Source organism: Actibacterium sp. EMB200-NS6, from assembly GCF_001305615.1.
GTDB lineage: Bacteria > Pseudomonadota > Alphaproteobacteria > Rhodobacterales > Rhodobacteraceae > Actibacterium_A > Actibacterium_A naphthalenivorans.
Window position 1 is genome coordinate 578,644 of the sequence record NZ_CP010869.1, and the last position, 18,796, is coordinate 597,439.

The window sequence follows — 18,796 nt, forward strand, 5'->3', positions numbered from 1 at the left end:
GGGGATCAACCGCGCTCGCTGCGGCAGACAAGTTCGCAAAGCGGCCGTTCCCCGCCCACGCGGGGATCAACCGGTGACGTAGTTGCGGGTGTTTTTGCGGCGCTGCCGTTCCCCGCCCACGCGGGGATCAACCGCAAATCGAAGCCAAGGGTGCCGCCGACCCGGTCCGTTCCCCGCCCACGCGGGGATCAACCGGATTTCAACCCGCTGGATGACTGGTACGGCTTCCGTTCCCCGCCCACGCGGGGATCAACCGGTGCCCGACGCCTATGGCGGGATGTGCCTTTAGAGGCCTGTCACCATGCGGCTGCAGACGTCCATCGCAGGCGTCAGCCATGAAGGACGAGTGCGTCAGGCGGCGCCGAGGTCGCAAGCCCGGAGGTGGAGACGAGGGTGATCTTTGTGTCGGATGTCTGGGCGAAGGCCCGAACGAAGGCGCTCGAGCGGGAGAACCGCGAGCTGAAGCAGGCAAACGAGATCCTGCGCAAGGGTGAGACCATTTTACGGAACCTGGGCCATGCGCGGATCGTAATCGCTGCCCGGGCAGCCGACAACAACACGGAACGCCCGCACTCGTCCTTGGAATACCAGACCACAGCCGATTTCGCGCGGACCCTGACCATCGCAATCGCCCGCCTTGCTGCGCAAGGTGAAGCTCCGCGCGTCGGGCCATTGCTCAATCGGCGCCAATCGGAGTAAACGCCAGCCGCACTCCGGGCGCGGCTGAAGGAAAGTTCAGTGACAGATCACAAGTCGCGCCGCGCGAAGTCGCCATCACAAGGCGTGACAAGTTTGACTCGCTGATCTCGTCTATCTCACCAAGGATCGGGCCAAGACCAGCGTTCTCTTCGGGCTCATCTCTGCGCGATACGAACGGTGCGCCATCACGCCTTATCATTTCGCCATCTTATATCGGAAATCGCAATGGCTCGCGCCTTTCATGAGGGTTTGGGTTCGAGTTAGTTCTATCTGCGGGTTGTAGCCAACGCAGAAATCACCATCGCGATTGCACGACAGCAGATGACCGATGTCCCCCAGCCCCATTTCCCGGTACATTTCCGCATAGCGACAGCGCGTGACGTTGAACTCCATCCGGTCGGGTTCAGTCACCAAGACCTCCATTTCCAATGCATCCTCTTTCGTCCAGTTCGGCAGTATGGTGGCGAAATCTGACAGATCGGGGGTGTGGCCGAGATCGCTCGCCAAGGCCTGTCCTTGTTCAATCGCGGAGCGCGAACAGGTCTCGCCTATCACCATCTCGGCCTCGGCGCGGCCGGATCTTTCGGTGATGACGTCCAGCACGTGTTTGAGGATCATCGCCTCAATGCGGCGGCGTTCAAGAATGGGGAGGTTTTGCATGGCGGTGCCTTTTTCAGGGTTTCGTACTGTTCATATTTTTGGCTCTTTGCGGTCATTGCGTTGCAGCCACGTCATGTACAGCGGCGCGACACGCCGGGCGATCGCGTGAAATGGAAAGGGGTGCGGCTCGGTGACCGGAAGCGCCAGCCCGCGCACATCTTCGCCATCGACCGCCCGGGCGATTTCACGCCCCAAGGCGTTGCCAAGGGCGACCCCACGCCCGTTGCAGCCGATCCACGTCCAGCCATTTGGACCCAGTTGATGCACGCGCGGGAAGTGATCCCAGTTCATTGCAAGATAGCCGGACCAGACATGGGTCATTTTCGGGGGGGCGAGTTGCGGGAAACTGTCGGCAAGGTTGTCTGCGACTTTGCGGGCAATCCGTGCGTGGACATCGCCGCCGCCAACGATCGCGCCGCCCGTGATCAGCCGGTTGCGTGCGTCATAGCGGAAAAACCGCAAATCGCCGCGCGTATCAGACACCGCCTGACGGCCCGGCAAAAGCGTGGCGCGCACAATGTCCGAGAGCGGTTCGGTGGACATTTGCCACGAATGCACCGGGATGACGGAATGGGCCAACTGGCGTGCCAGACGCGGCGCCAATTCGCCAGTGTAGGCATTGGTGGCAAGGATCAATGCGCGGGCTTTTATCATGCCTTTCGGGGTTTTGACGAGCCATTCCGTGCCAGTGTGGGCATAGCTGTCGACGCGCGTTTGCTCATAGATTTTCCCGCCATGGCGTTCCACCGCACCTGCGATTCCGCGCGCCAGGGCCAGCGGGTTGATGTGTCCGCCAGAGGGAGCCAGCATTCCACCAAACCAGTGATCCGTGCCCAGCATCGCCGTGGTCGCGGTGTGGTCGAGGTATTCGACCTCAAGACCAAAGCGCCGCCATGCGTCGACCCGGTTTTGGCTGAGTTTTGTGCGGCCGGGGGAATGTGCGGGTTGGAACCAGCCGGTCTGTTCGGCCTCGGCCTCAATACCTTCCTCGCGGATTTTATCGAATAGCATTGCGGCAGAGGCGCCGATGAGTTCGGCAAACTTCCGTCCCGTCTCGCCAAAGCGCGCGACCCACATGTCGGGCTCGGCGGCGGTGAGTGTCGGGATCACCTGGCCGTTGTTGCGCCCGGACGCCCCCCAACCCACGGCATGGCCTTCAAGAACTGTCACATCGCGCCCGACTTTCGCCAGATGCAGCGCCGCAGAGAGGCCGGAAAATCCGCCGCCGATGATCACGCTGTCGGTTTCGACTGTGCCGACCAGTGGGGTATTGGGCGTGCGGGCGGGGCTGGTGTCGGCCCAAATCGATGGCGGGAAGGGGGCGGCGTTTTGCATGGGGCGTCTTTCGGGGTGGGATTCTAACTTCTATGAATTTTCATTTTTGTGGTAAACATGTCTACGTTTGCGCAAAAGTGTGAGATAGATGTCGTGGCTTGGGCCGGGAGTGCGTGATGAGCGACATGAGTTTTGACGAGATCGATCAACGTATTCTCGACATCCTGCAAGTGAACAGCGATCTTCCGATTGCGGAAGTCGCGGATCGGATCGGGTTGAGCCCGACGCCGATCTGGCGCCGGATCAAGCGCATGGAGACGGCGGGGCTGATCCGGGCGCGGGTGGCTTTGGTCGATCAGAAAGTGGCCAACGTGCCGATGACGATTTTCATCGGTGTGACCGCGCCGCGCCATGCGATGGAGTGGTTCAAGCAGTTTCGCGCACTGATCGAGGACATTCCCGAGGTTGTGGAGGCTTATCGCCTGACGGGGGCCACGGATTACATCATGAAGGTCGTCGTGCCCGACATTGCCACCTACGACGTGGTCTATCAGCGCATGATCGAGGAAGTTGAGTTTTCGACGGTGAACTCGTCGATCTCGATGGAAGAACTGAAATTCACCACGGCAGTTCCGACCAAGTATCTTTGAGCCGGACCGGGGCGTGGACCCGCACGGCAGCAGTGTGTGCTGTCCCCCCGTATGCATATTTTGTCTACGCACTCTCATGGACGTGACCGCCCAGATATGCCTCGGCCACACGCGGATCATTAGACAGCGCTTTGGCGTCGCCTTCTATCACGATTTTGCCGTGCTCGATGACCGCCGCCATATCGGAAATCCGCAGTGCGGCTTTCACGTTTTGCTCGACGAGCAGCACCGCGTAGCCTTCTGAGCGGATTTTCGACACCAGATCACAGATAAAGCCAACAAGACGTGGGGCGAGCCCCAGCGATGGTTCATCCAACAACAGAACCTTGGGCTTGCGCATCAAGGCCCGCCCAATACAGAGCATCTGTTGTTCGCCGCCCGACATAGAGCCCGCCTGTTGTTTCAGACGTTCTTCGAGACGCGGGAAGAGGGCCAGAACATGGTCCAACTCCTGACGCCCCAAAGGTCCGCCGCCGATGATGAGGTTTTCCAAAACCGACATGTTGGAGAAAATCTGACGGCCTTCGGGGGCCTGCATGATGCCGCGATCGACGATTTGATGGCTTTTGAGTTTGGAGATGTCTTCGCCTTCGAGCAAGATCTGCCCGCCCGTAGGGTGATAAATGCCGGAGATGCAGCGCATCAGGGAGGTTTTCCCGACCCCATTGGCGCCTAGAACCGACACGATCCCCTGCTGGGGCACAGTGACGGAGATGTCATGCAAAATGTCCTGGATGCCGATTTTGAGCGACAGTTTTTTGATCTCGAGAATATTGCTCATTCCTCATCCCCCCCAAGGTAGGCCGCGAGAACGCCCGGATCCTGCCGCACCACAGCGGGCACGTCGTCGGCGATTTTGCGGCCCGAAGCGAGCACCACGAGGCGCTCGCAAATGCCCATGACGAGTCCCATATCGTGTTCGACCAACATGATCGTGAGCCCTTCCTTGTTGAGCCCGGTGATGAACCGAGCAAGCTCTGTGGTTTCCGAGTCGTTCATCCCGGCGGCAGGCTCATCAAGGATCAACAAGTCTGGTTTCATCGCCAGGGCGCGCGCGATCTCGAGGTATTTGCGTTTACCGTAGCTGAGGTTCGCGGCAAGGTCGTCGGCATGATCGGCAAGGCCGACTTTCTCCAACATTTCCCAGCTGCGCTCAGATATCTCTTTGGCATGGGAACTGCGGCCAAAGAGCGAGGAGAAGGGGCCGACGCCCAGCATTCCCAAGGCCCCCACAGAGATATTGTCGAACACAGTCATGTTCGGAAACACCCGCAAGTTCTGAAACGTGCGCGACATGCCCTTGTGGGCGATTTGATGCGCAGAAAGGCCAGTGATTTTTTCACCCTTGAACCGCACCTCGCCCGAGGAGGGTGGGGTAAACCCGGAGATCAGGTTGAAAAGCGTGGTTTTGCCCGCGCCATTAGGCCCGATCAGGCCGAACAGTTCGCCGTGATCGACCCGGGTGGTGACGTTGTCGACCGCTTTGAGGCCGCCAAAGGCCCGGGTCAATCCGTCGAGTTCGAGAATGGCAGTCATTTCCAGCCGATCCCCTTCTGGCCCTCGTCATTGCTCCAGTTCGCGCCAAGCAGACGGCGCGCGAAATTCAGGGCGGAAACCTCGCCAAAGAGGCCTTTTGGCAAAAACAGGATGGAGCCAAACATCACGAGGCCGACGATGATGTTGCGGATGTCCCCCACAGAGCGGAGCGCCTCCGGCAAAAGGATGAGCAACAGCGCCCCGATCAACACCCCCGGAAGGCTCCCGAGACCGCCCACCACAACCATGGTCAGGATCAGGATGGATTGCGAGAAGTGGAAGTCATTGGGGGAAATGTAGCCGGTGGTGTAGGCCCAGAGCGCGCCAGCGATTCCCGCGAAAAAAGAAGATATCACAAAGGCCTGGATTTTCATCACAGTGACATTGATGCCCATGGCAGAGGCGCATTGATCGTCCTCGCGCAGGGACCGCAAGGCGTTGCCATAATAGGAATGGCTCAGCCGGTTCAGCACAAGGATCGAGACTGCGACCACAGCTGCGACGACGTAGTAGATGCCCAGATCACTCTCGATCTCAATACCAAAGAGGTTGATGCCTGAGAACAACATAACCCCGTTCGGACCATTGGTCAGATCGACCCAGTTGAGAAAGACGAGGTAGAGCATCTGCCCGATGGCAAGTGTTGCAACGGCGAAATAAATCGACATCAGGCGCATCGTCGGGAGTGCCACAAGAAAGGCGATGGCGGCCGCAGACAGACCCGCAAGCGGTAAGCCGACGGTGAAGCCAACCCCATGATCCGCACCCAAAATGGCTGCCACATAAGCACCCACGCCGTAAAACGCAGCATGGCCGAGCTGCAGCAGACCCGCAACGCCAGTGACAAGGTGAAGCGAGGCGGCCAAAAGCATGAAAATAGCCGCAAGGGTGGCGATTTGGTAATAATAGCCTTTGTCAAAGCCCACGAGGACCGCCGGGACCACGGCAAAAGCCGCAAGCACTAGCCCGGTTTTGATGAGACGTGATTTAGACACGTTCCCTCCTCGCCCCAAAGAGGCCTTGCGGGAAAAAGATCAGTGTCAAAAGCAGGAAGGCATAGGCGACCATGTCGGACCAGACAGAGGACATGAAGCTGGTCGACAGGCTTTCGGACAGACCCAGAATGATGGCGGAGATTACGGCACCCGGGATCGAGGACAGCCCGCCCATCACCATGGCGACAAAGGCTTTGATTCCGGGCGTGAAACCCATGGACGGAAAGATTGCACCATAATAAAGACCGACAAGGATGCCCGCGAGCGCACCCATGGCGGAGCCGATGACAAAGGTGATGATGATGGTGCGATCTGTGTTGATGCCGCAGTATTTCGCACCCAGCGCGTTGTTGGATACGGCGCGGATCGACAGGCCGACGGGGCTTTTTTTCAACAGCCATTGCAACCCGCCGAGCATCACCACGGTGATGCCAAAGATGATCAGATCGCCGTTGACGATGGTTATCGGGCCGATGCCGATCGGTTTATTGATCAGATAGGCCAGGTCGACGGATTGGAATTGCGAACCAAAGATCATTTCCATCGCTTCGCGAGCGATGATCGACATGGCGAGCGAGGACATCAATGTCGCCTCGCGCATGGCGCGCGATTTTAAAGAGGCCTCATCAGAGAAACGACGGAACGGGCGAAAAGCGAGGCGTTCGAGCCCAAACCCTGCCAAGGCCCCCGTAGCCAGCGCGATGAACAGTACGACCAAGAGCGGCGGACCAAAGACAGAGATCACCATGAGTCCGGCAAACGCGCCAATGGTGTAGATTTCGCCATGGGCAAAGTTGACCACGTTCAGAACGCCGAAAATCAGCGTGAATCCAATGGCCATAAGCGCGTAGATCATGCCCAGAGACAGACCGATGGCCAATTGTTGCAGGATATAAGGATCGAGCACGTCGTCCCCCTTTTGCTATCGTCCCTGTCCGTTCAACAATCACTCAGACGGACAGGGGTAAGGGTTTATTGAACTTCGACAAACATGCCGTTGGAAACCGACGCTTTGGTCAATTCTTTGAGTGGCTCGCCGTTTTCGTCAAACGAGGTATTGCCGGTCACGCCCGGGAAATCCGTGGTCTCCGCCAAAGCATCGCGTAGGCTCTCGCGGGTGATCTCCGGATAGGCTTTGACGACAGCGGACAGCATGATGTTCACCGCGTCGTAGGCCTGTGCGGGGAATTGACCGGGGGCGGCATCGTGGGTTTTGGACCATTCGCCCACAAACTCCTGAACATTTGCATCCATGCGGGTCGGCAGGAACGTTGCGGTCAGAAAAAGCCCCTCTGAGGCGTCGCCCGCAAGTTCGATGAGTTTGTCGTTATAGGCCGCGGAGGTCGAATAGACCGGAATTCCGGCGTCGAGTTGCTTCATCTGTTTGAGGAACTGCCCACCATCCTCATAGAAGAAACCGGTATAAACCGCATCGGGGGTATTGTTTTCGAGTTTGGTGATGATCGGCCGGAAATCGGCCAGCCCGCGATTGAAGAATTCAGTGTAGACAATCTCGCCACCGGCGGCTTCAAAGGGCTCTACAAAGCCTTTGACCACAGATTGCCCCCAGTCGGTCTGTTCGGCGATCACGGCAACCTTTTTGATGCCTTGATCCAGCATCCACTGCGCGTTGACCGAACCTTCTTGGTCCTGGGTGGTGATGTTGCGGAACTGCCATTTGGAGATTTTGGCGAAATCCGGGTGCGACGCGGTTTGTGACAGTTGCGCCATGCCTGCCTTTTTATAGACCTGCGCGGCGGCCATCGAAACGGTCGAGGTGAAATCGCCCAGCACGCCGACAATCCCGTCGTCGTCAACGAATTTGCGGGCGATGGTCACGCCCTCTTTTGCATCCGAGCGCGAGTCTTCATAGATGATTTCGACCGGCACGGGCAGGGCGCCTGAGGCATTGAATTTCGTCAATGCAATTTCGGCCGCGTCTTTGAAATCCTGACCGTATTGCGCGGTGTTGCCGGTGAGCGGTAGCTGGTAGCCGATTTTGACAGTTTCTTCGGCAAAGGCCGCAGCCGGCGTCAACGCTGCCGTGACAGCGATTGCGATGGCTGTTCTTCGTGTAAGTTTCATTCCTGATTTCCTCTGTTGGACGGAGAATGGGTTGTGTTGAGTTTAGATGTGCCCGTTTTCCCGGGTCTGATGATTGTGTTCTTTGGCGGGGCCTTTGGGGGCGCCTTTGTAGGGGCAGCGCGTTAATCCGCAGCCGCCAGGCCTGGTTCAACGATCAGGCGGCAACAGCCGGTTTTGCCGGGCTTCCACGTCTCGCCCTTGAAGGTGAACCCGGCCGCGCCAAACAAGCCCGCGTCGATCGCGCCCGCCGCACGGCACAGCATCTCAAGCTCGTCACCTTCACGCCCTGCGGCTTCCCAATTGTCTTTGAGCGGGCAGCGGTGAAATTGGATTTCCATCCCCTCCGCATCGCATTTGAGCAGCTCCGGCGAAAACAGATGATCGCGACATGGGATGCCGTTGAGGAACTGTTCTGTCAGCGCCTCGATGTTGGCGGGGCCGTGGGCTTTGAGCTTTTCCCCCATCTCGACGCCAAGGCGAAACGTAGCTTTGCTCATCAATTCGATGGTCTTGTCAGGCCCGTATTCTTCGCGCAGCACATCAAACATGTGCATGTAAAATTTCGCGCGCATCGCGTAGGCGCCGGAGAGCTGTTCCAGCGTGATTTCCGGGGTGGCGGGGGCGTCGGTCATTCCATCTCCTGTCGGGTCAACTATTTTAGCGCTTTGCGGTATGGGGTCGGTTCGCAAAGTCAAAGGGCCGTAATCGGGTCTTCTGTCGTCTCCTCGCTGTGCATCACATCCTGCGGCATCCAGAACCCACGAAGTGCTTCGCAATCCGGGGCGAAAATGGCACGCTGTTTCATGAGAGGCACGTCACGGGCCGAAGCCATTTCTTCAGCAGCTGTGATAAACGTACTCATCTGTTGAAATTTCGCGCGCTTGGTATGGCTTTTGAACATCCAGAAATTTTTGAGCGAGGTTGGCGCGGTCGTTGGGCCATTTTTGTGTCGCCAAACCCCCCGTGCGATATCAACATCATAGTCGGCGATAAATCTCAAGCCATTGTTACATATAAATAAAATCCCAGATATGATGTAATCTGTCGTTTGTGTGTCAAAGAAGTAGTTAAAGCCAAGGCGCACCCAGCCGGGCCGCATCAGGCTTTGCCCCTCAGAAACGGCGGTCTCGTATGTTGCGGCTGTCTGCGGCGGAATATGGAGCAGTTCATGCCCGTAAGGTCCCGCACAAGAACAGCCGCCGCGGGCCTGAACGCCAAAGAGATCGTTGAGCAGAGCTACGACAAAGCCATAGTGAAGATGGCGCCCCTCAGTTGAAATATTGAAAGACAGAACCCCAATCCGCTCCTTGTCCAAAGGGCCGAGGATGTCGATGCCCGGCGCGTTGGACAGGCGGGAAAATGCCTCGGTCATGAGGGCGTGTTCCCGAGCTTCGATTTCTGCCGATCCGATTGCTTCCTTCAGCGCCATGACGGCGCCTGCGCGAATATCGCCAATGATGCCGGGTGTGCCGGCCTCTTCGCGGCGCTCAATGTCGCGCACATAGGTATGGTGGTCCGCGGTGACATAGCTAACCGTGCCACCGCCGGTGATACCGGGGCATGTGGAGGTGAAAAGTGCCTTGTCCGCGACCAACACGCCTGAGGCGCCGGGGCCGCCGACGAATTTATGAGAGGAGTAAAACAGTGCGTCGATCCGGGCCATCGGGTCGGCGGGGTCGAGTGAAAGGCGCATTTCGATATAGGGCGCGGCGGCGGCGAAATCACAGACGAACAGGGCCCCATGGAGATGGAGAAGGTTAGCGATCGCTTTCAGGTCGGTGCGCACCCCCGTCACATTGGAAGCGGCGGAAAACGCGCCGATTTTGACACAGTCTTCGGGGTGTGCGTTTAGGCGCCTGGCCAAATGTGCAAGATCAATCTGGCCTGCCGTGTCCAAGGGGATGCGCTCGATCTCCGCACCGGTTTCGCGCCACGGCAGGTCGTTGGAATGGTGCTCATAGGGGCCAACAAACACCACAGGCTTCTCGCCCGCGCGCGCTCTGGCCTCAAGCTCCATGCCGCGCACCAATCGGTCCACTGCCGCAGTGGCGCCATTCCCGGTGAAAATCACCGCATGAGCCTCGGTTGCGCCGACGGCCATGGCGATGGTCTGGCGGGCCTCTTCGCGCAGTGCGGTGGTCACGCGCCCCGTGTGAGAAGCCTCGGTGTGGGTGTTGCCGTAGACGGGCAAAACCCTGTCCTCAATCGCCGCTTCGATAAAGCTCAGGGATCGGCCCGAAGCGATGAAATCGGCGTAGACGAGGGGGCGCGGGCCGTAGGGTCCCGGGATCGGATGGCCTTCGCCAATGACGCTGTCGCGGATGCGTTCAATCAATGCATCGATGGGTTCCCTGGACGCGCCATCTCTGTCGGGATGTGTCGGCGCTACCGCACTTGGAGCCATCGTCAATTTTCCTCGCGTGATCTGCTTCGGGCGCGACGATTGCTAGCCTCTACTAGCGGCGCGCAATCACCGGCTATGGTGATGAAAAATTGGCATTATTCGGATAAATTGCGCAATGAGTTTCTAGTAATTTATGGTGGAAAGCAAAATTAAACTAAAAAATAGGAGAAAGGGGAGTTGGTGGGGGCGGGGATTTTCCGCAATACAGGGTTTCAGGGCAAAATCTTCGACAATTTCACCCGGACGTATGAGAGATGTTTTGCCCGAGCGCACGTAATTCGCTAAAACACAAGGTGAGCTTTCACACCGGCCCGTGTAAAATCGCCTTAAACTGTCTGATGAGCGCTTGCGTCAGACGCTTTTGTGCGTCTCCGGTTATATGCAGCTCTAAGGCATCGTCGTGCGTCTCATCGGGCAAACGGTCGAAGACGTATTCCACCAACTCGGCGGTCTCGGCCACCACGCACGAACCTGCGTCCAGCCACACGCTATGCATCCGCGCGATCAGGTGGAACGGCCCCTCCCAAGCCGTTGATTTGCAGGTATAGCTCCCTCGGAAAGCCGTGTTCTTGCAAAAAAAACCGACGCTTGGGCATGCTCCAGCATTCTGCTGCCCTCCATGAGGGGAAGGCATCAGCGACGGCTGCGTTGTGCTTTGACTGTGGAAAGGAAAGGGCGCGCCCAAGCTTCGTCCGGGGTCACGTCGGAATTTTCGGCGGCGAGCTCCGCGAGGATCTTGCGGTATTCCACCGTCATCCGATCCGCGCGTGTGTGCATTTCCGTCTGGATATCCAGCGGAAATTCGGGCCTCACACCGGCAAGCAATTTGCGGTCCTCCGCTTGAATGCGCCGGTCGAGCGCGACGATGCCCGCGATCTTTTCGGCGTCCGGGTCGTCATTGCGGGCGATGAACTGACAAAACAATGTGTGGCTGTCATCTACCGGGGTCGCGGTCTTGTAGAGCACATGACGCAGCCCGTTTTCATACTCCATCACGTCCTTGTACATCAGCGGCTGGACAAGTTCGGAATTAGTCACGCGCGTGGTAAAATCGCCAGTCAGGCCCGTGTTCCTGCGCAGCGCTTCGGTGATCCGCGCGCGATAGCTGATCCGGGCGGAGAGGTGATGGCCATCACGATGGATTTCGAAACTCTCGAATTGCGAGGCGTTGCTGTCGCCGATGGTGTTTCGATGCGTCCAGGCCACATGGGAGATGTCGAGCGCGTTGTCGATCACCCGCGGCGCTGAGGTGTCCCAAATCTCCATCATCTCATGGATCAGGGTGAAGCCGGAGTCTTCGGCCTCCTCGAGAGTTGGGATATCGGCGCGGGGCATGCCGACGCACAGCCAGACCAACCCGTATTTCTCGTCGACCAGCATCGGCAGCGTGCGCGCGCGCGGCGGAATCGGCCTCTCAGGGTCGTTCTGCGGGATGCGGGTGCAAGCGCCCGTGCCGTCAAACGCCCAGCCATGATAAGGGCACACGAGCTGGCCGTTTTCGACCCAGCCCTGCGACAGGCGCGCGGCGCGATGGGGGCATTCGTCAACGGCACAGGCGACTTTGCCACCGGTCGCGCGCCAGATCACGTAAACATCGTTCAACAGCCGCACAGGACGCGGCGCATCGGTCAGGTCGGCGCTGTAGGCGACTGGATACCAGTAGTCGCGCAAGGTGGGAATTTCGCTGACATACATTGCGAGAGTTCCTTTTGAGGGGGGGCGTCAGGCCCGGCGGAACGGTTTGCCGACATCGGCCGGCCCGGAGGCGCGTCCGACGAAGGTTGCCAGCGCCACGAGCGCCAGCAGATAGGGAAGGGCAAACAGAAGATCATGCGGCAGTTCGTCGGTAAAGATCTGGGCCCGAAGCGCCACCGCATCGGCGAGACCAAAGCCGAGGCAGACAAGAAAGGCCGGTCCCACCCTCCATTTGCCAAAGACCATGGCCGCGAGCGCGAGGAACCCGCGCCCTTGGGTCATTGAGGCCTGAAACAGATCGAGCGTCACAATGGACAGGTAGGCGCCCCCGAGCGCGGCCAGAACGCCCGAGAGGATTACCGCGGCGATGCGGACCCTGGTTACCGCGATCCCGGCGGCATCGGCGGCGGCGGCGCTTTCGCCACAGGCGCGCAGGCGCAGCCCGACATCGGTGCGCATCAGTACCCACCAGACGATAAAGACCAGTGCGAAGGCGAGCACGTCAATCATCGACAGTTCCCCCAAAAGCGGCCCGATCACCGGCAGCTGCGGCAAAAGGGGAAGCGGTAAGGTCGGTATTTTTGGCACGCTCGGTGTTGTCCCGTCGATACCCCAGATAATTGGCACCAATGCTGCGGTCAGACCGGCACCGATCAGATTGATCGCCGTCGAGCTGATCACCTGATCGCCTCGAAGGAGCACCGACATGATCGCGAGCATCCCACCACTGATGAGCCCGGAGAGCACTGCGCCGCCAAGGCCAAGCCACGGGTTGCCGGTCAGATAAGAAAAGACCACCGCGCCAAAGGCGCCGCTGAGCATCATTCCTTCGAGGCCGATATTGACCACGCCGCTACGCTCGCACAAAAGGCCGCCCAGCATCGGCAGGATCACCGGGACCGACAGGTGCAGCGTTGAGGCGAAGAGGGACAAGGTAATGAATTCGCTCATCTGTTCTCTCCACTCGCCAGGGGAAGGGATTGAGTGCTGCTCGGGTCTGCTTCGGGTGGTCGGTTGCCACGTTGAATCCGTCCGCTCAAATGCACGATCGCGGGTTGGATTGCGACAAAGGCGACAACCAGGCCAGACACGACGCCGACCATCTCGCGACTGATGCCGGCGACTGCCTGCATCTGAACCGCGCCGGAGTCGAGCATGGCAAAGAAAAAAGCAGAGACGATCATTGCAATTGGTGACAGGGCGGCGAGCAGCGCAACCGCGATGGCGTCATAGCCGTAGCCCGCTGAAAAGGCATCGAAGAATCGCCCATAAACGCCGAGCACCTGGACCGCACCGGCCAATCCACCAAGCCCGCCGGAAATGAGCAGCGTCGAATTGGTCATGCGTGCCACCGAAACTCCGCTTGCCAGCGCCGCGCCGGGGTTCGCACCCATCAGGCGGATACGAAAGCCCAAAGGTGTGCGGTAGAGTAGCCACCAGACCCCGATCATCGCCGCAACCGCAACTATCAGCCCTGAATGCAGGCGCGTACCCTCCCAAATCACCGAGAGGCGCGCGTCACGTGGAATTTTATCGGTCGCCGAAGGCTGGGACGCAGAAACGAATGGCCCCTTCGGCGAGACCGCGTAAAGCGCGACGTAGACCGCGACAAAGTTGATCATGATCGTGGTGACGACCTCGTGAACGCCACGATAGGCTTTCAGCAGCGCCGGGATCAGCGCGGCAAATGCGCCGCCAGCGATCCCGCCCGAAAGGCACAGAAACGTGAGCAACGCCGGGGAGACATCAAGTTTCGCGCCGATCACCCCCGCGACCAGCCCCCCAAAAATAAGCTGGCCCTCCACGCCAATGTTGAACAACCCTCCATGAAAGGAGAACGCCACCGCCAGCCCGGCGATCAGAAGGGGGATCATCTGGACAAGCGTTTCGGCCAGTGCGAACTGAGAGCCGAGAGAACCGATAAAGAAGGCCCGCGCGGTAACGCCAAGATCAGCGCCGGAGAGCAGCAGAAATGGCAGCGCACAGAGCATCGACGCCCCCAGCGTGAGGACAAATACCAACGCTCGCGCACCAAGTGTGCGCGCCCGGTCGCGCGTCAGCGCCGCGAAGGCCCCTAGCGTAAGTGGTGTGGTGTTGCGGGCATCTAGCGCCTCCGCAATGATAGGATCGAGACGCGCCGTGCCTCTGCGTGGAAGGGCGGGGCGTTTGGAGCTCATAAGGCAGTGTCCATCTGTTTTGGTGCATCCGGGCATGGGGGACCGGGCGCCGGGTCACCCTGACTGCCGGACATCCAGCGGCCGATCTGATCGATCTCGAATTGTGCGGCGGTCATCCGACCCACGATCTGCCCCTTGCGCAGCACGACGAGCCGATCGGCAATTGCGAAAACCTCGGCCAGATCAAGGCTCGGCAACAGGATCGCGCTGCCGCCCGCGCGCAGATCCAACAGCGCGCGATGTACCGCAGAGGTAGAGCCAACGTCGAGCCCTCGCGTAGGCTGGGCCGCGATCAAGAGGCGGGGCGCGCGCGCGAGTTCGCGCCCCACCACGAGTTTCTGCTGGTTGCCACCCGAGAGGCTCGCCATCGGAATGTCGGCGGCGGGCGGGCGGACCTGGTGCCTTTCGATCAGGGTTTCGGTCAACAGCCGCCTTTGGCGCAGTGAGAGGAACCACGGCCCGGTACTGAAGGGTTTGCCGTCGACGAAGCCGATGGAGGCGTTGTCGATCAGGCTCATCCCGTCGGCCACGCCGGTGGCATGGCGGTCTTCGGCAATGTGCGCGATCCCGGCGTCAAGGCGGCGCTGGGTCGACCAGTCGATCACATTGTGCCCGTCGATGGCGATGAGGCCATCGGTGGCCTTGCGCAAGCCCATCAACAGGTCAACCAATTCGCTCTGTCCGTTCCCTTCGACTCCCACAACCGCAACAATCTCGCTGCCATGAACCTTGAGATCGAGCGGGCCGAATTGCACTCCGTCGGTCAGACCGCGCACATCAAGGATCAGCGGCCCTTCCTTCGGCGCCCGCTGGGGGAGTTCGGGATTGCCGCGCCCGATCATCATCTGGACGAGATGAGCCTCAATCAGTTGACGTACCGCTGGGCGAGCAAGGTCTTTGCCGGAAAGCTCTGCTTCACCGACAACGGCCCCGTCGCGTAGCACTGTCACCCGGTCACACAGGCGCATGATTTCCGGCATTTTGTGGCTGATCAGGACAATCGTCGTTCCCTCGGCCCGCAAGCGGTCGAGCAGTGCATAGAGCTCCTCGGCCTCGGGAGGCGACAGCGCGGCGGTTGGCTCATCGAGTACCAGCGTACGCGCGCCGCCCCAGAGCGCCTTGAGGATTTCTACCTTTTGCCGCGCTCCGACCGAGAGCGTCGAGACCCGCGCGAAAGGGTCGATGCCGAAGCCGAAACAGTCCGAGAGTTCCTGTGCCCTCCGCGCCGCGCGGGGCAGATCGAGCCGGCGCACCATCCTCATGGCAAGTGATCCGGTGGCCCGCCCCATGATGAGGTTTTCCGTCACGCTGAACGCGCCAATCAGGCTGAAATGCTGTTGCACCATGCCGATCCCAGCCCCGAGCGCTTCTGCCGACGAGCGGAAGGTAACCGGCGCACCGTCGATTTCGATCATGCCGGCATCGGCGTGGATCATGCCGAAGAGGATCTTCATCAGTGTCGATTTTCCAGCGCCATTCTCGCCCAACAGCCCGTGGATCGAGCCGGACTGAACGGTCAGATCGATAGCGCGATTGGCGTGGACCGCGCCAAACCGCTTGTCGATGCCCGTCAGCCGGATGGCTGCGGGGCAGAGGGGGGGCTCCAGGCTCACAGTTGCGCGGGTACGAACGCGTCGAGCGCTTCGTAGGTGTCCGGCGGGGTGACTTCGCCAGAGGTGATCTTGTTTTTGGCCGCGTCCACCTTTGCCAGAATTTCCGCTGGAAGCGTGTCGATGTTGTCGGCACAGAGGCCGACAGCCCCCTCGGCAAGGCCGAGGCTTTGCGGCCCGCCCTCGAAGGTGCCCTCGTGCACCGCCTTGTTTTCGTAAAACACCGCGCCCGCGACGTCCTTCACTGCGGAGGTCAGGAAATTGTTAGGTGCCAGATGGCCCTTGCAGGTATCCGCTGCGATGACCCAGTGATCCGCGCCTTCGGCGATAATCGCGTCGTAAATCCCACGCCCGCCGCCGCCTGCAACATCCATAATCACGTCCACATCGCTGTCAAACATGCCCTCGGCCAACACCTTGGCCTTCGCCGGATCGCGGAAGGAGCCGACAAACGCATGTGAAACCTTGATCTTCGGGTCGATCGTGGCAACCCCGGCCTTGTAGCCCGCGAGAAAGCGCACCACCGGCGGGGTTTCCATGCCGCCGACAAAGCCGATATGGCCGGTTTTTGACGTCATAGCCGCAACAATCCCGGCAAGAAAGGCCGCCTCCTGTTCGCGAAAGGTGACACTTGCCACATTCAGCAGCGGTGTTCCGTCGTCGTCGGTCGACACCGCGTCGATCAGGGTGAAATGCGCGTCGGGCCTGGAGGACGCCACCTCGGTCAGCGCATCGTTCAAAAGCGAGCCTACGCCCACCACCATGGTGGACCCGCCGGCCACCGCCTGGAGCAGGTTGGGAACGAATTGCGACTGGTCGGTGGATTGGATCACCTGAGCGCGCCCGCCGAAGGCTTCGACGGATTTGTCGAGCCCAAGCTTGGCGAGGTCGTTGAACCCGTGATCTCCCAACCCGTTCTGATCGGTAATCATCGTCCAGATCGGCGCATCTCCGGCCTGCGCGGCGAGCGGCATGAACGCACTCGTGGCCACCGTCGCGAGTGAAAACAGAGCGGCACGGTGGATGCGGCCCCCGGTGGCGAGAAATGCTGAGAAGGCAGTCGTCATGAGAGGCTCCATTGGCTGTGGAAAAAGGAAAGCATTGCCGAGAATATGGGCTGGTCGGGCCTGGTCATCCGCCGGCCCACCCGGTGAGGGCTTCGAGTTTCGAGCCGCTGCGGGGCTCGTCGGCGCGGCGAAGGGCGATCTCGACCGCCTCGTGTGGGGTTGCCGCGAAGCTCACGGGAAGCACGCGTCGCTCATCGAGGTAACAGCCGTCATAGAGGGTTTCACGCAGCCGATCCGACCAGCCGCCGAGGCCCTCGAGCGCCACGACAGGTACGCCAGCGTCATAAGCGACGGTAAGTTCGTTGAGCGTTCCAACGCCTCCGCCAATCATGATCAGGCTGTGGCACACCCGCGCCGTCAGCACGTTGCGCAGCGTACCCATGCCGGTCGGAAAGACAAGATCCACATACGCGTTTGCCCGTTCCGCATCGCCGTAGGGCAAAAAGCCAACGGTCAGGCCGCCGGCGGATTTCGCGCCGCGGGATGACGCCTCCATCACGCCGCCCGTGCCGCCCGTGATCAAAGCGGCTCCCGCATTTGCCACGTGACGCCCGATCTCTTCGGAAGCGTCGAGAAGTGCGGGCGGCAATTGCTCGCCGGGCCGGGCCGAGCGGCCGATAAGGCCGACCGTGATCATCCGGGTCATTTCCGATCTCCTGTGATTGTCGCGACCATGCCCTCTGTGCTGCGCGCTTCTGGTGGCAGGGGGCGGGCGGTCTTGAGCAATATGCGCGCCCGCGCGTTCACTGCGGCGCGATCCACCTCGAACAGGTCGAGCGGATTGGCCGTTGCCAGCGCGAAAGAAGCGCAGGCGGAACCAAGCGCGGCGGCCTCTATCAAATCGGCCCCCCCCACGCGTCCGGCCAGAAATCCGCCGCAAAACGCATCGCCTGCCCCCGTCGGGTCAATGGGGTCTGCCAGATAGGCGTCAAGCTGAATGCGCTGGCCCCCGTCATCAACAAAGACGCCTTCCGGCCCTGCCTTGAGCACCACCGTGCCCGCGCCGTGCGCACGGAAAGCCGTGAGCGCGTCGCGCGGCGCCAGACCGGGGGCGACGACCTCAAGATCAGAAGTGGAGGGCAGGAACACATCAAGTTTGGGCAGGGTCTGCGCAAGCCTGGCAAAGGGATCGCCCACGAGCTCATGGCGGGCAGGGCAGTCGGTCTGCACCACGCCTCGTGCCTGCGCCAAGAGCGCGACCAATGCGCGGTGACGTTCGAGTGGTAGGAGCGGCAGATGCCAGAACGCCACCCGGTCGAGCCAGGCCTCTGGAATGTCCGCAGGCGCGGGCGCCCCCAGAACCAAAGTTTCTGGCGCGCCGGTGGTATCGATAAAGGCCGCTCGGTCCGTGTTCGGCAGATGGGCCAGAAGCGAGGCCGGGACCGGGTGCAGCCGCCCGCCATCAGGACGATGCGCATAGCTCACCCGCACAGGATGATCGCACTCAAGGTGCACTAGCGCCGAGAGGTCGAACCCGCCGTTGTCGAGCCGATCGAGCACCTGTGGGGGATAATCTCGCCCGACCCGGGCGACGAGATGCGGCGTCCTGCCGCCCAGATACGCGCCCATCGCTGACCATAGCGCATTGCCGCCGGGTTTGGCGGGCAGGGCGCGGCCGGTCGGAGTCAGCACGCTGTCAATGCTGAACGAGCCGACGATGGCGAGCCCTGATGGAGAGATGTTAGTCATCTGTGTGGTCCTGTCGGGGTCTTGTGGCAGCGCACGGGCCTTGGTGATCTCCCCGGGGGGGCTGCACATTCAGGTGTTAATATCAGGGGGCTCTAAAAATCCATTGTTCAACAATGAAATGTTTTCCTGTCTGAATTCTTCAACATCAGACGTAAGGCGCCCATTTTTCACGCGACAGTTCGGCGGGATTTTCCATTGGAGGTCGATTTTTTGGCGAAGCTGGGGGTGGGGCGGGATTCATGTGCGGTCTGCGT

The 18,796-nt window shown here is 60.3% G+C and carries 18 protein-coding genes, 1 pseudogene and 1 CRISPR repeat array (1 of these 20 cut by a window edge); of the genes and pseudogenes, 2 read left to right on the forward strand and 17 right to left on the reverse strand.

Going from position 1 to position 18,796, the window contains the following annotated elements:
* A CRISPR array of direct repeats spans positions 1 to 256; the repeat unit is 29 nt; unit sequence CCGTTCCCCGCCCACGCGGGGATCAACCG (it extends 322 nt beyond the left edge of the window).
* A gap of 236 nt (positions 257 to 492) precedes the next feature.
* Positions 493 to 725 (forward strand): annotated as a pseudogene (locus TQ29_RS02870) (IS3 family transposase); the annotation flags it as partial.
* A gap of 169 nt (positions 726 to 894) precedes the next feature.
* Here TQ29_RS02870 and TQ29_RS02875 read toward each other — a convergent pair.
* Together TQ29_RS02875 and TQ29_RS02880 are read right to left on the reverse strand one after the other, a co-directional pair.
* Positions 895 to 1,359 (reverse strand): L-2-amino-thiazoline-4-carboxylic acid hydrolase, encoded by a 465-nt coding sequence (locus TQ29_RS02875; RefSeq protein ID WP_054537939.1) that lies wholly within the window; start codon positions 1,357 to 1,359, stop codon positions 895 to 897.
* Positions 1,360 to 1,389: 30 nt separating this feature from the next.
* Positions 1,390 to 2,694 (reverse strand): FAD-binding oxidoreductase, encoded by a 1,305-nt coding sequence (locus TQ29_RS02880; protein ID WP_054537940.1) that lies wholly within the window; start codon positions 2,692 to 2,694, stop codon positions 1,390 to 1,392.
* A 116-nt stretch (positions 2,695 to 2,810) separates the two neighbouring features.
* Between TQ29_RS02880 and TQ29_RS02885 the strand changes: the two genes are divergently transcribed.
* Positions 2,811 to 3,284: an Lrp/AsnC family transcriptional regulator gene (locus TQ29_RS02885; RefSeq protein WP_081940079.1), complete on the forward strand. Its 474-nt coding sequence runs from the start codon at positions 2,811 to 2,813 to the stop codon at positions 3,282 to 3,284.
* Positions 3,285 to 3,348: 64 nt separating this feature from the next.
* On the opposite strand, the gene TQ29_RS02890 is transcribed toward TQ29_RS02885, so the two are convergent.
* From TQ29_RS02890 to TQ29_RS02960, 15 genes are all read right to left on the reverse strand, one after another.
* The gene (locus TQ29_RS02890) at positions 3,349 to 4,065 is read right to left on the reverse strand and encodes an ABC transporter ATP-binding protein (RefSeq protein WP_054537941.1); all 717 of its coding nucleotides are present in this window, start codon (positions 4,063 to 4,065) and stop codon (positions 3,349 to 3,351) included.
* Complete coding sequence (locus tag TQ29_RS02895) at positions 4,062 to 4,820, reverse strand: ABC transporter ATP-binding protein (RefSeq protein WP_054537942.1); 759 nt, start codon at positions 4,818 to 4,820, stop codon at positions 4,062 to 4,064. The genes TQ29_RS02890 and TQ29_RS02895 overlap by 4 nt, the downstream gene beginning before the upstream one ends.
* Entirely contained in the window at positions 4,817 to 5,815 is a 999-nt protein-coding gene (locus TQ29_RS02900; protein ID WP_054537943.1) for a branched-chain amino acid ABC transporter permease, read from the reverse strand. Before TQ29_RS02900 ends, TQ29_RS02895 begins: the two co-directional genes overlap by 4 nt.
* Positions 5,808 to 6,722, reverse strand: coding sequence for a branched-chain amino acid ABC transporter permease (locus TQ29_RS02905; protein WP_037204931.1), 915 nt, complete (start codon positions 6,720 to 6,722; stop codon positions 5,808 to 5,810). The genes TQ29_RS02900 and TQ29_RS02905 overlap by 8 nt, the downstream gene beginning before the upstream one ends.
* 65 nt (positions 6,723 to 6,787) lie before the next feature.
* Entirely contained in the window at positions 6,788 to 7,900 is a 1,113-nt protein-coding gene (locus TQ29_RS02910) for an ABC transporter substrate-binding protein (protein ID WP_054537944.1), read from the reverse strand.
* Between the two features lie 122 nt (positions 7,901 to 8,022).
* Positions 8,023 to 8,532, reverse strand: coding sequence for an L-2-amino-thiazoline-4-carboxylic acid hydrolase (locus TQ29_RS02915; RefSeq protein ID WP_054537945.1), 510 nt, complete (start codon positions 8,530 to 8,532; stop codon positions 8,023 to 8,025).
* Between the two features lie 59 nt (positions 8,533 to 8,591).
* The gene (locus tag TQ29_RS02920) at positions 8,592 to 10,304 is read right to left on the reverse strand and encodes an aminotransferase class V-fold PLP-dependent enzyme (protein ID WP_054537946.1); all 1,713 of its coding nucleotides are present in this window, start codon (positions 10,302 to 10,304) and stop codon (positions 8,592 to 8,594) included.
* A gap of 301 nt (positions 10,305 to 10,605) precedes the next feature.
* Positions 10,606 to 10,791, reverse strand: coding sequence for a hypothetical protein (locus tag TQ29_RS02925; RefSeq protein WP_157445498.1), 186 nt, complete (start codon positions 10,789 to 10,791; stop codon positions 10,606 to 10,608).
* A 146-nt stretch (positions 10,792 to 10,937) separates the two neighbouring features.
* Positions 10,938 to 11,999 (reverse strand): aromatic ring-hydroxylating dioxygenase subunit alpha, encoded by a 1,062-nt coding sequence (locus tag TQ29_RS02930; RefSeq protein WP_054537948.1) that lies wholly within the window; start codon positions 11,997 to 11,999, stop codon positions 10,938 to 10,940.
* Positions 12,000 to 12,026: 27 nt separating this feature from the next.
* Positions 12,027 to 12,950, reverse strand: coding sequence for an ABC transporter permease (locus TQ29_RS02935; protein WP_054537949.1), 924 nt, complete (start codon positions 12,948 to 12,950; stop codon positions 12,027 to 12,029).
* Positions 12,947 to 14,176 (reverse strand): ABC transporter permease, encoded by a 1,230-nt coding sequence (locus TQ29_RS02940; protein ID WP_054537950.1) that lies wholly within the window; start codon positions 14,174 to 14,176, stop codon positions 12,947 to 12,949. The genes TQ29_RS02935 and TQ29_RS02940 overlap by 4 nt, the downstream gene beginning before the upstream one ends.
* Positions 14,173 to 15,789 (reverse strand): ABC transporter ATP-binding protein, encoded by a 1,617-nt coding sequence (locus tag TQ29_RS02945; RefSeq protein ID WP_054537951.1) that lies wholly within the window; start codon positions 15,787 to 15,789, stop codon positions 14,173 to 14,175. Before TQ29_RS02945 ends, TQ29_RS02940 begins: the two co-directional genes overlap by 4 nt.
* A complete protein-coding gene (locus TQ29_RS02950; protein WP_054537952.1) occupies positions 15,786 to 16,853 on the reverse strand; it encodes a BMP family protein in 1,068 nt (355 codons plus the stop codon). Before TQ29_RS02950 ends, TQ29_RS02945 begins: the two co-directional genes overlap by 4 nt.
* 64 nt (positions 16,854 to 16,917) lie before the next feature.
* Positions 16,918 to 17,499 carry a TIGR00725 family protein gene (locus TQ29_RS02955; protein WP_052071238.1) on the reverse strand — a complete coding sequence of 194 codons (582 nt, stop codon included), beginning with the start codon at positions 17,497 to 17,499 and terminating at the stop codon, positions 16,918 to 16,920.
* On the reverse strand, positions 17,496 to 18,542 hold the full coding sequence (locus TQ29_RS02960) for a carbohydrate kinase family protein (protein ID WP_054537953.1): 1,047 nt from the start codon (positions 18,540 to 18,542) through the stop codon (positions 17,496 to 17,498). Before TQ29_RS02960 ends, TQ29_RS02955 begins: the two co-directional genes overlap by 4 nt.
* Positions 18,543 to 18,796 lie beyond the last annotated feature (254 nt).

What these genes read in the sequence shown, in the direction of transcription:
- TQ29_RS02875 (WP_054537939.1), bottom strand. Translation starts at nt 1,359, where the DNA reads ATGCAAAACCTCCCCATTCTTGAACGCCGCCGCATTGAGGCGATGATC.
- TQ29_RS02880 (WP_054537940.1), bottom strand. Translation starts at nt 2,694, where the DNA reads ATGCAAAACGCCGCCCCCTTCCCGCCATCGATTTGGGCCGACACCAGC.
- TQ29_RS02885 (WP_081940079.1), top strand. Translation starts at nt 2,811, where the DNA reads ATGAGCGACATGAGTTTTGACGAGATCGATCAACGTATTCTCGACATC.
- TQ29_RS02890 (WP_054537941.1), bottom strand. Translation starts at nt 4,065, where the DNA reads ATGAGCAATATTCTCGAGATCAAAAAACTGTCGCTCAAAATCGGCATC.
- TQ29_RS02895 (WP_054537942.1), bottom strand. Translation starts at nt 4,820, where the DNA reads ATGACTGCCATTCTCGAACTCGACGGATTGACCCGGGCCTTTGGCGGC.
- TQ29_RS02910 (WP_054537944.1), bottom strand. Translation starts at nt 7,900, where the DNA reads ATGAAACTTACACGAAGAACAGCCATCGCAATCGCTGTCACGGCAGCG.
- TQ29_RS02915 (WP_054537945.1), bottom strand. Translation starts at nt 8,532, where the DNA reads ATGACCGACGCCCCCGCCACCCCGGAAATCACGCTGGAACAGCTCTCC.
- TQ29_RS02920 (WP_054537946.1), bottom strand. Translation starts at nt 10,304, where the DNA reads ATGGCTCCAAGTGCGGTAGCGCCGACACATCCCGACAGAGATGGCGCG.
- TQ29_RS02930 (WP_054537948.1), bottom strand. Translation starts at nt 11,999, where the DNA reads ATGTATGTCAGCGAAATTCCCACCTTGCGCGACTACTGGTATCCAGTC.
- TQ29_RS02935 (WP_054537949.1), bottom strand. Translation starts at nt 12,950, where the DNA reads ATGAGCGAATTCATTACCTTGTCCCTCTTCGCCTCAACGCTGCACCTG.
- TQ29_RS02940 (WP_054537950.1), bottom strand. Translation starts at nt 14,176, where the DNA reads ATGAGCTCCAAACGCCCCGCCCTTCCACGCAGAGGCACGGCGCGTCTC.
- TQ29_RS02950 (WP_054537952.1), bottom strand. Translation starts at nt 16,853, where the DNA reads ATGACGACTGCCTTCTCAGCATTTCTCGCCACCGGGGGCCGCATCCAC.
- TQ29_RS02955 (WP_052071238.1), bottom strand. Translation starts at nt 17,499, where the DNA reads ATGACCCGGATGATCACGGTCGGCCTTATCGGCCGCTCGGCCCGGCCC.
- TQ29_RS02960 (WP_054537953.1), bottom strand. Translation starts at nt 18,542, where the DNA reads ATGACTAACATCTCTCCATCAGGGCTCGCCATCGTCGGCTCGTTCAGC.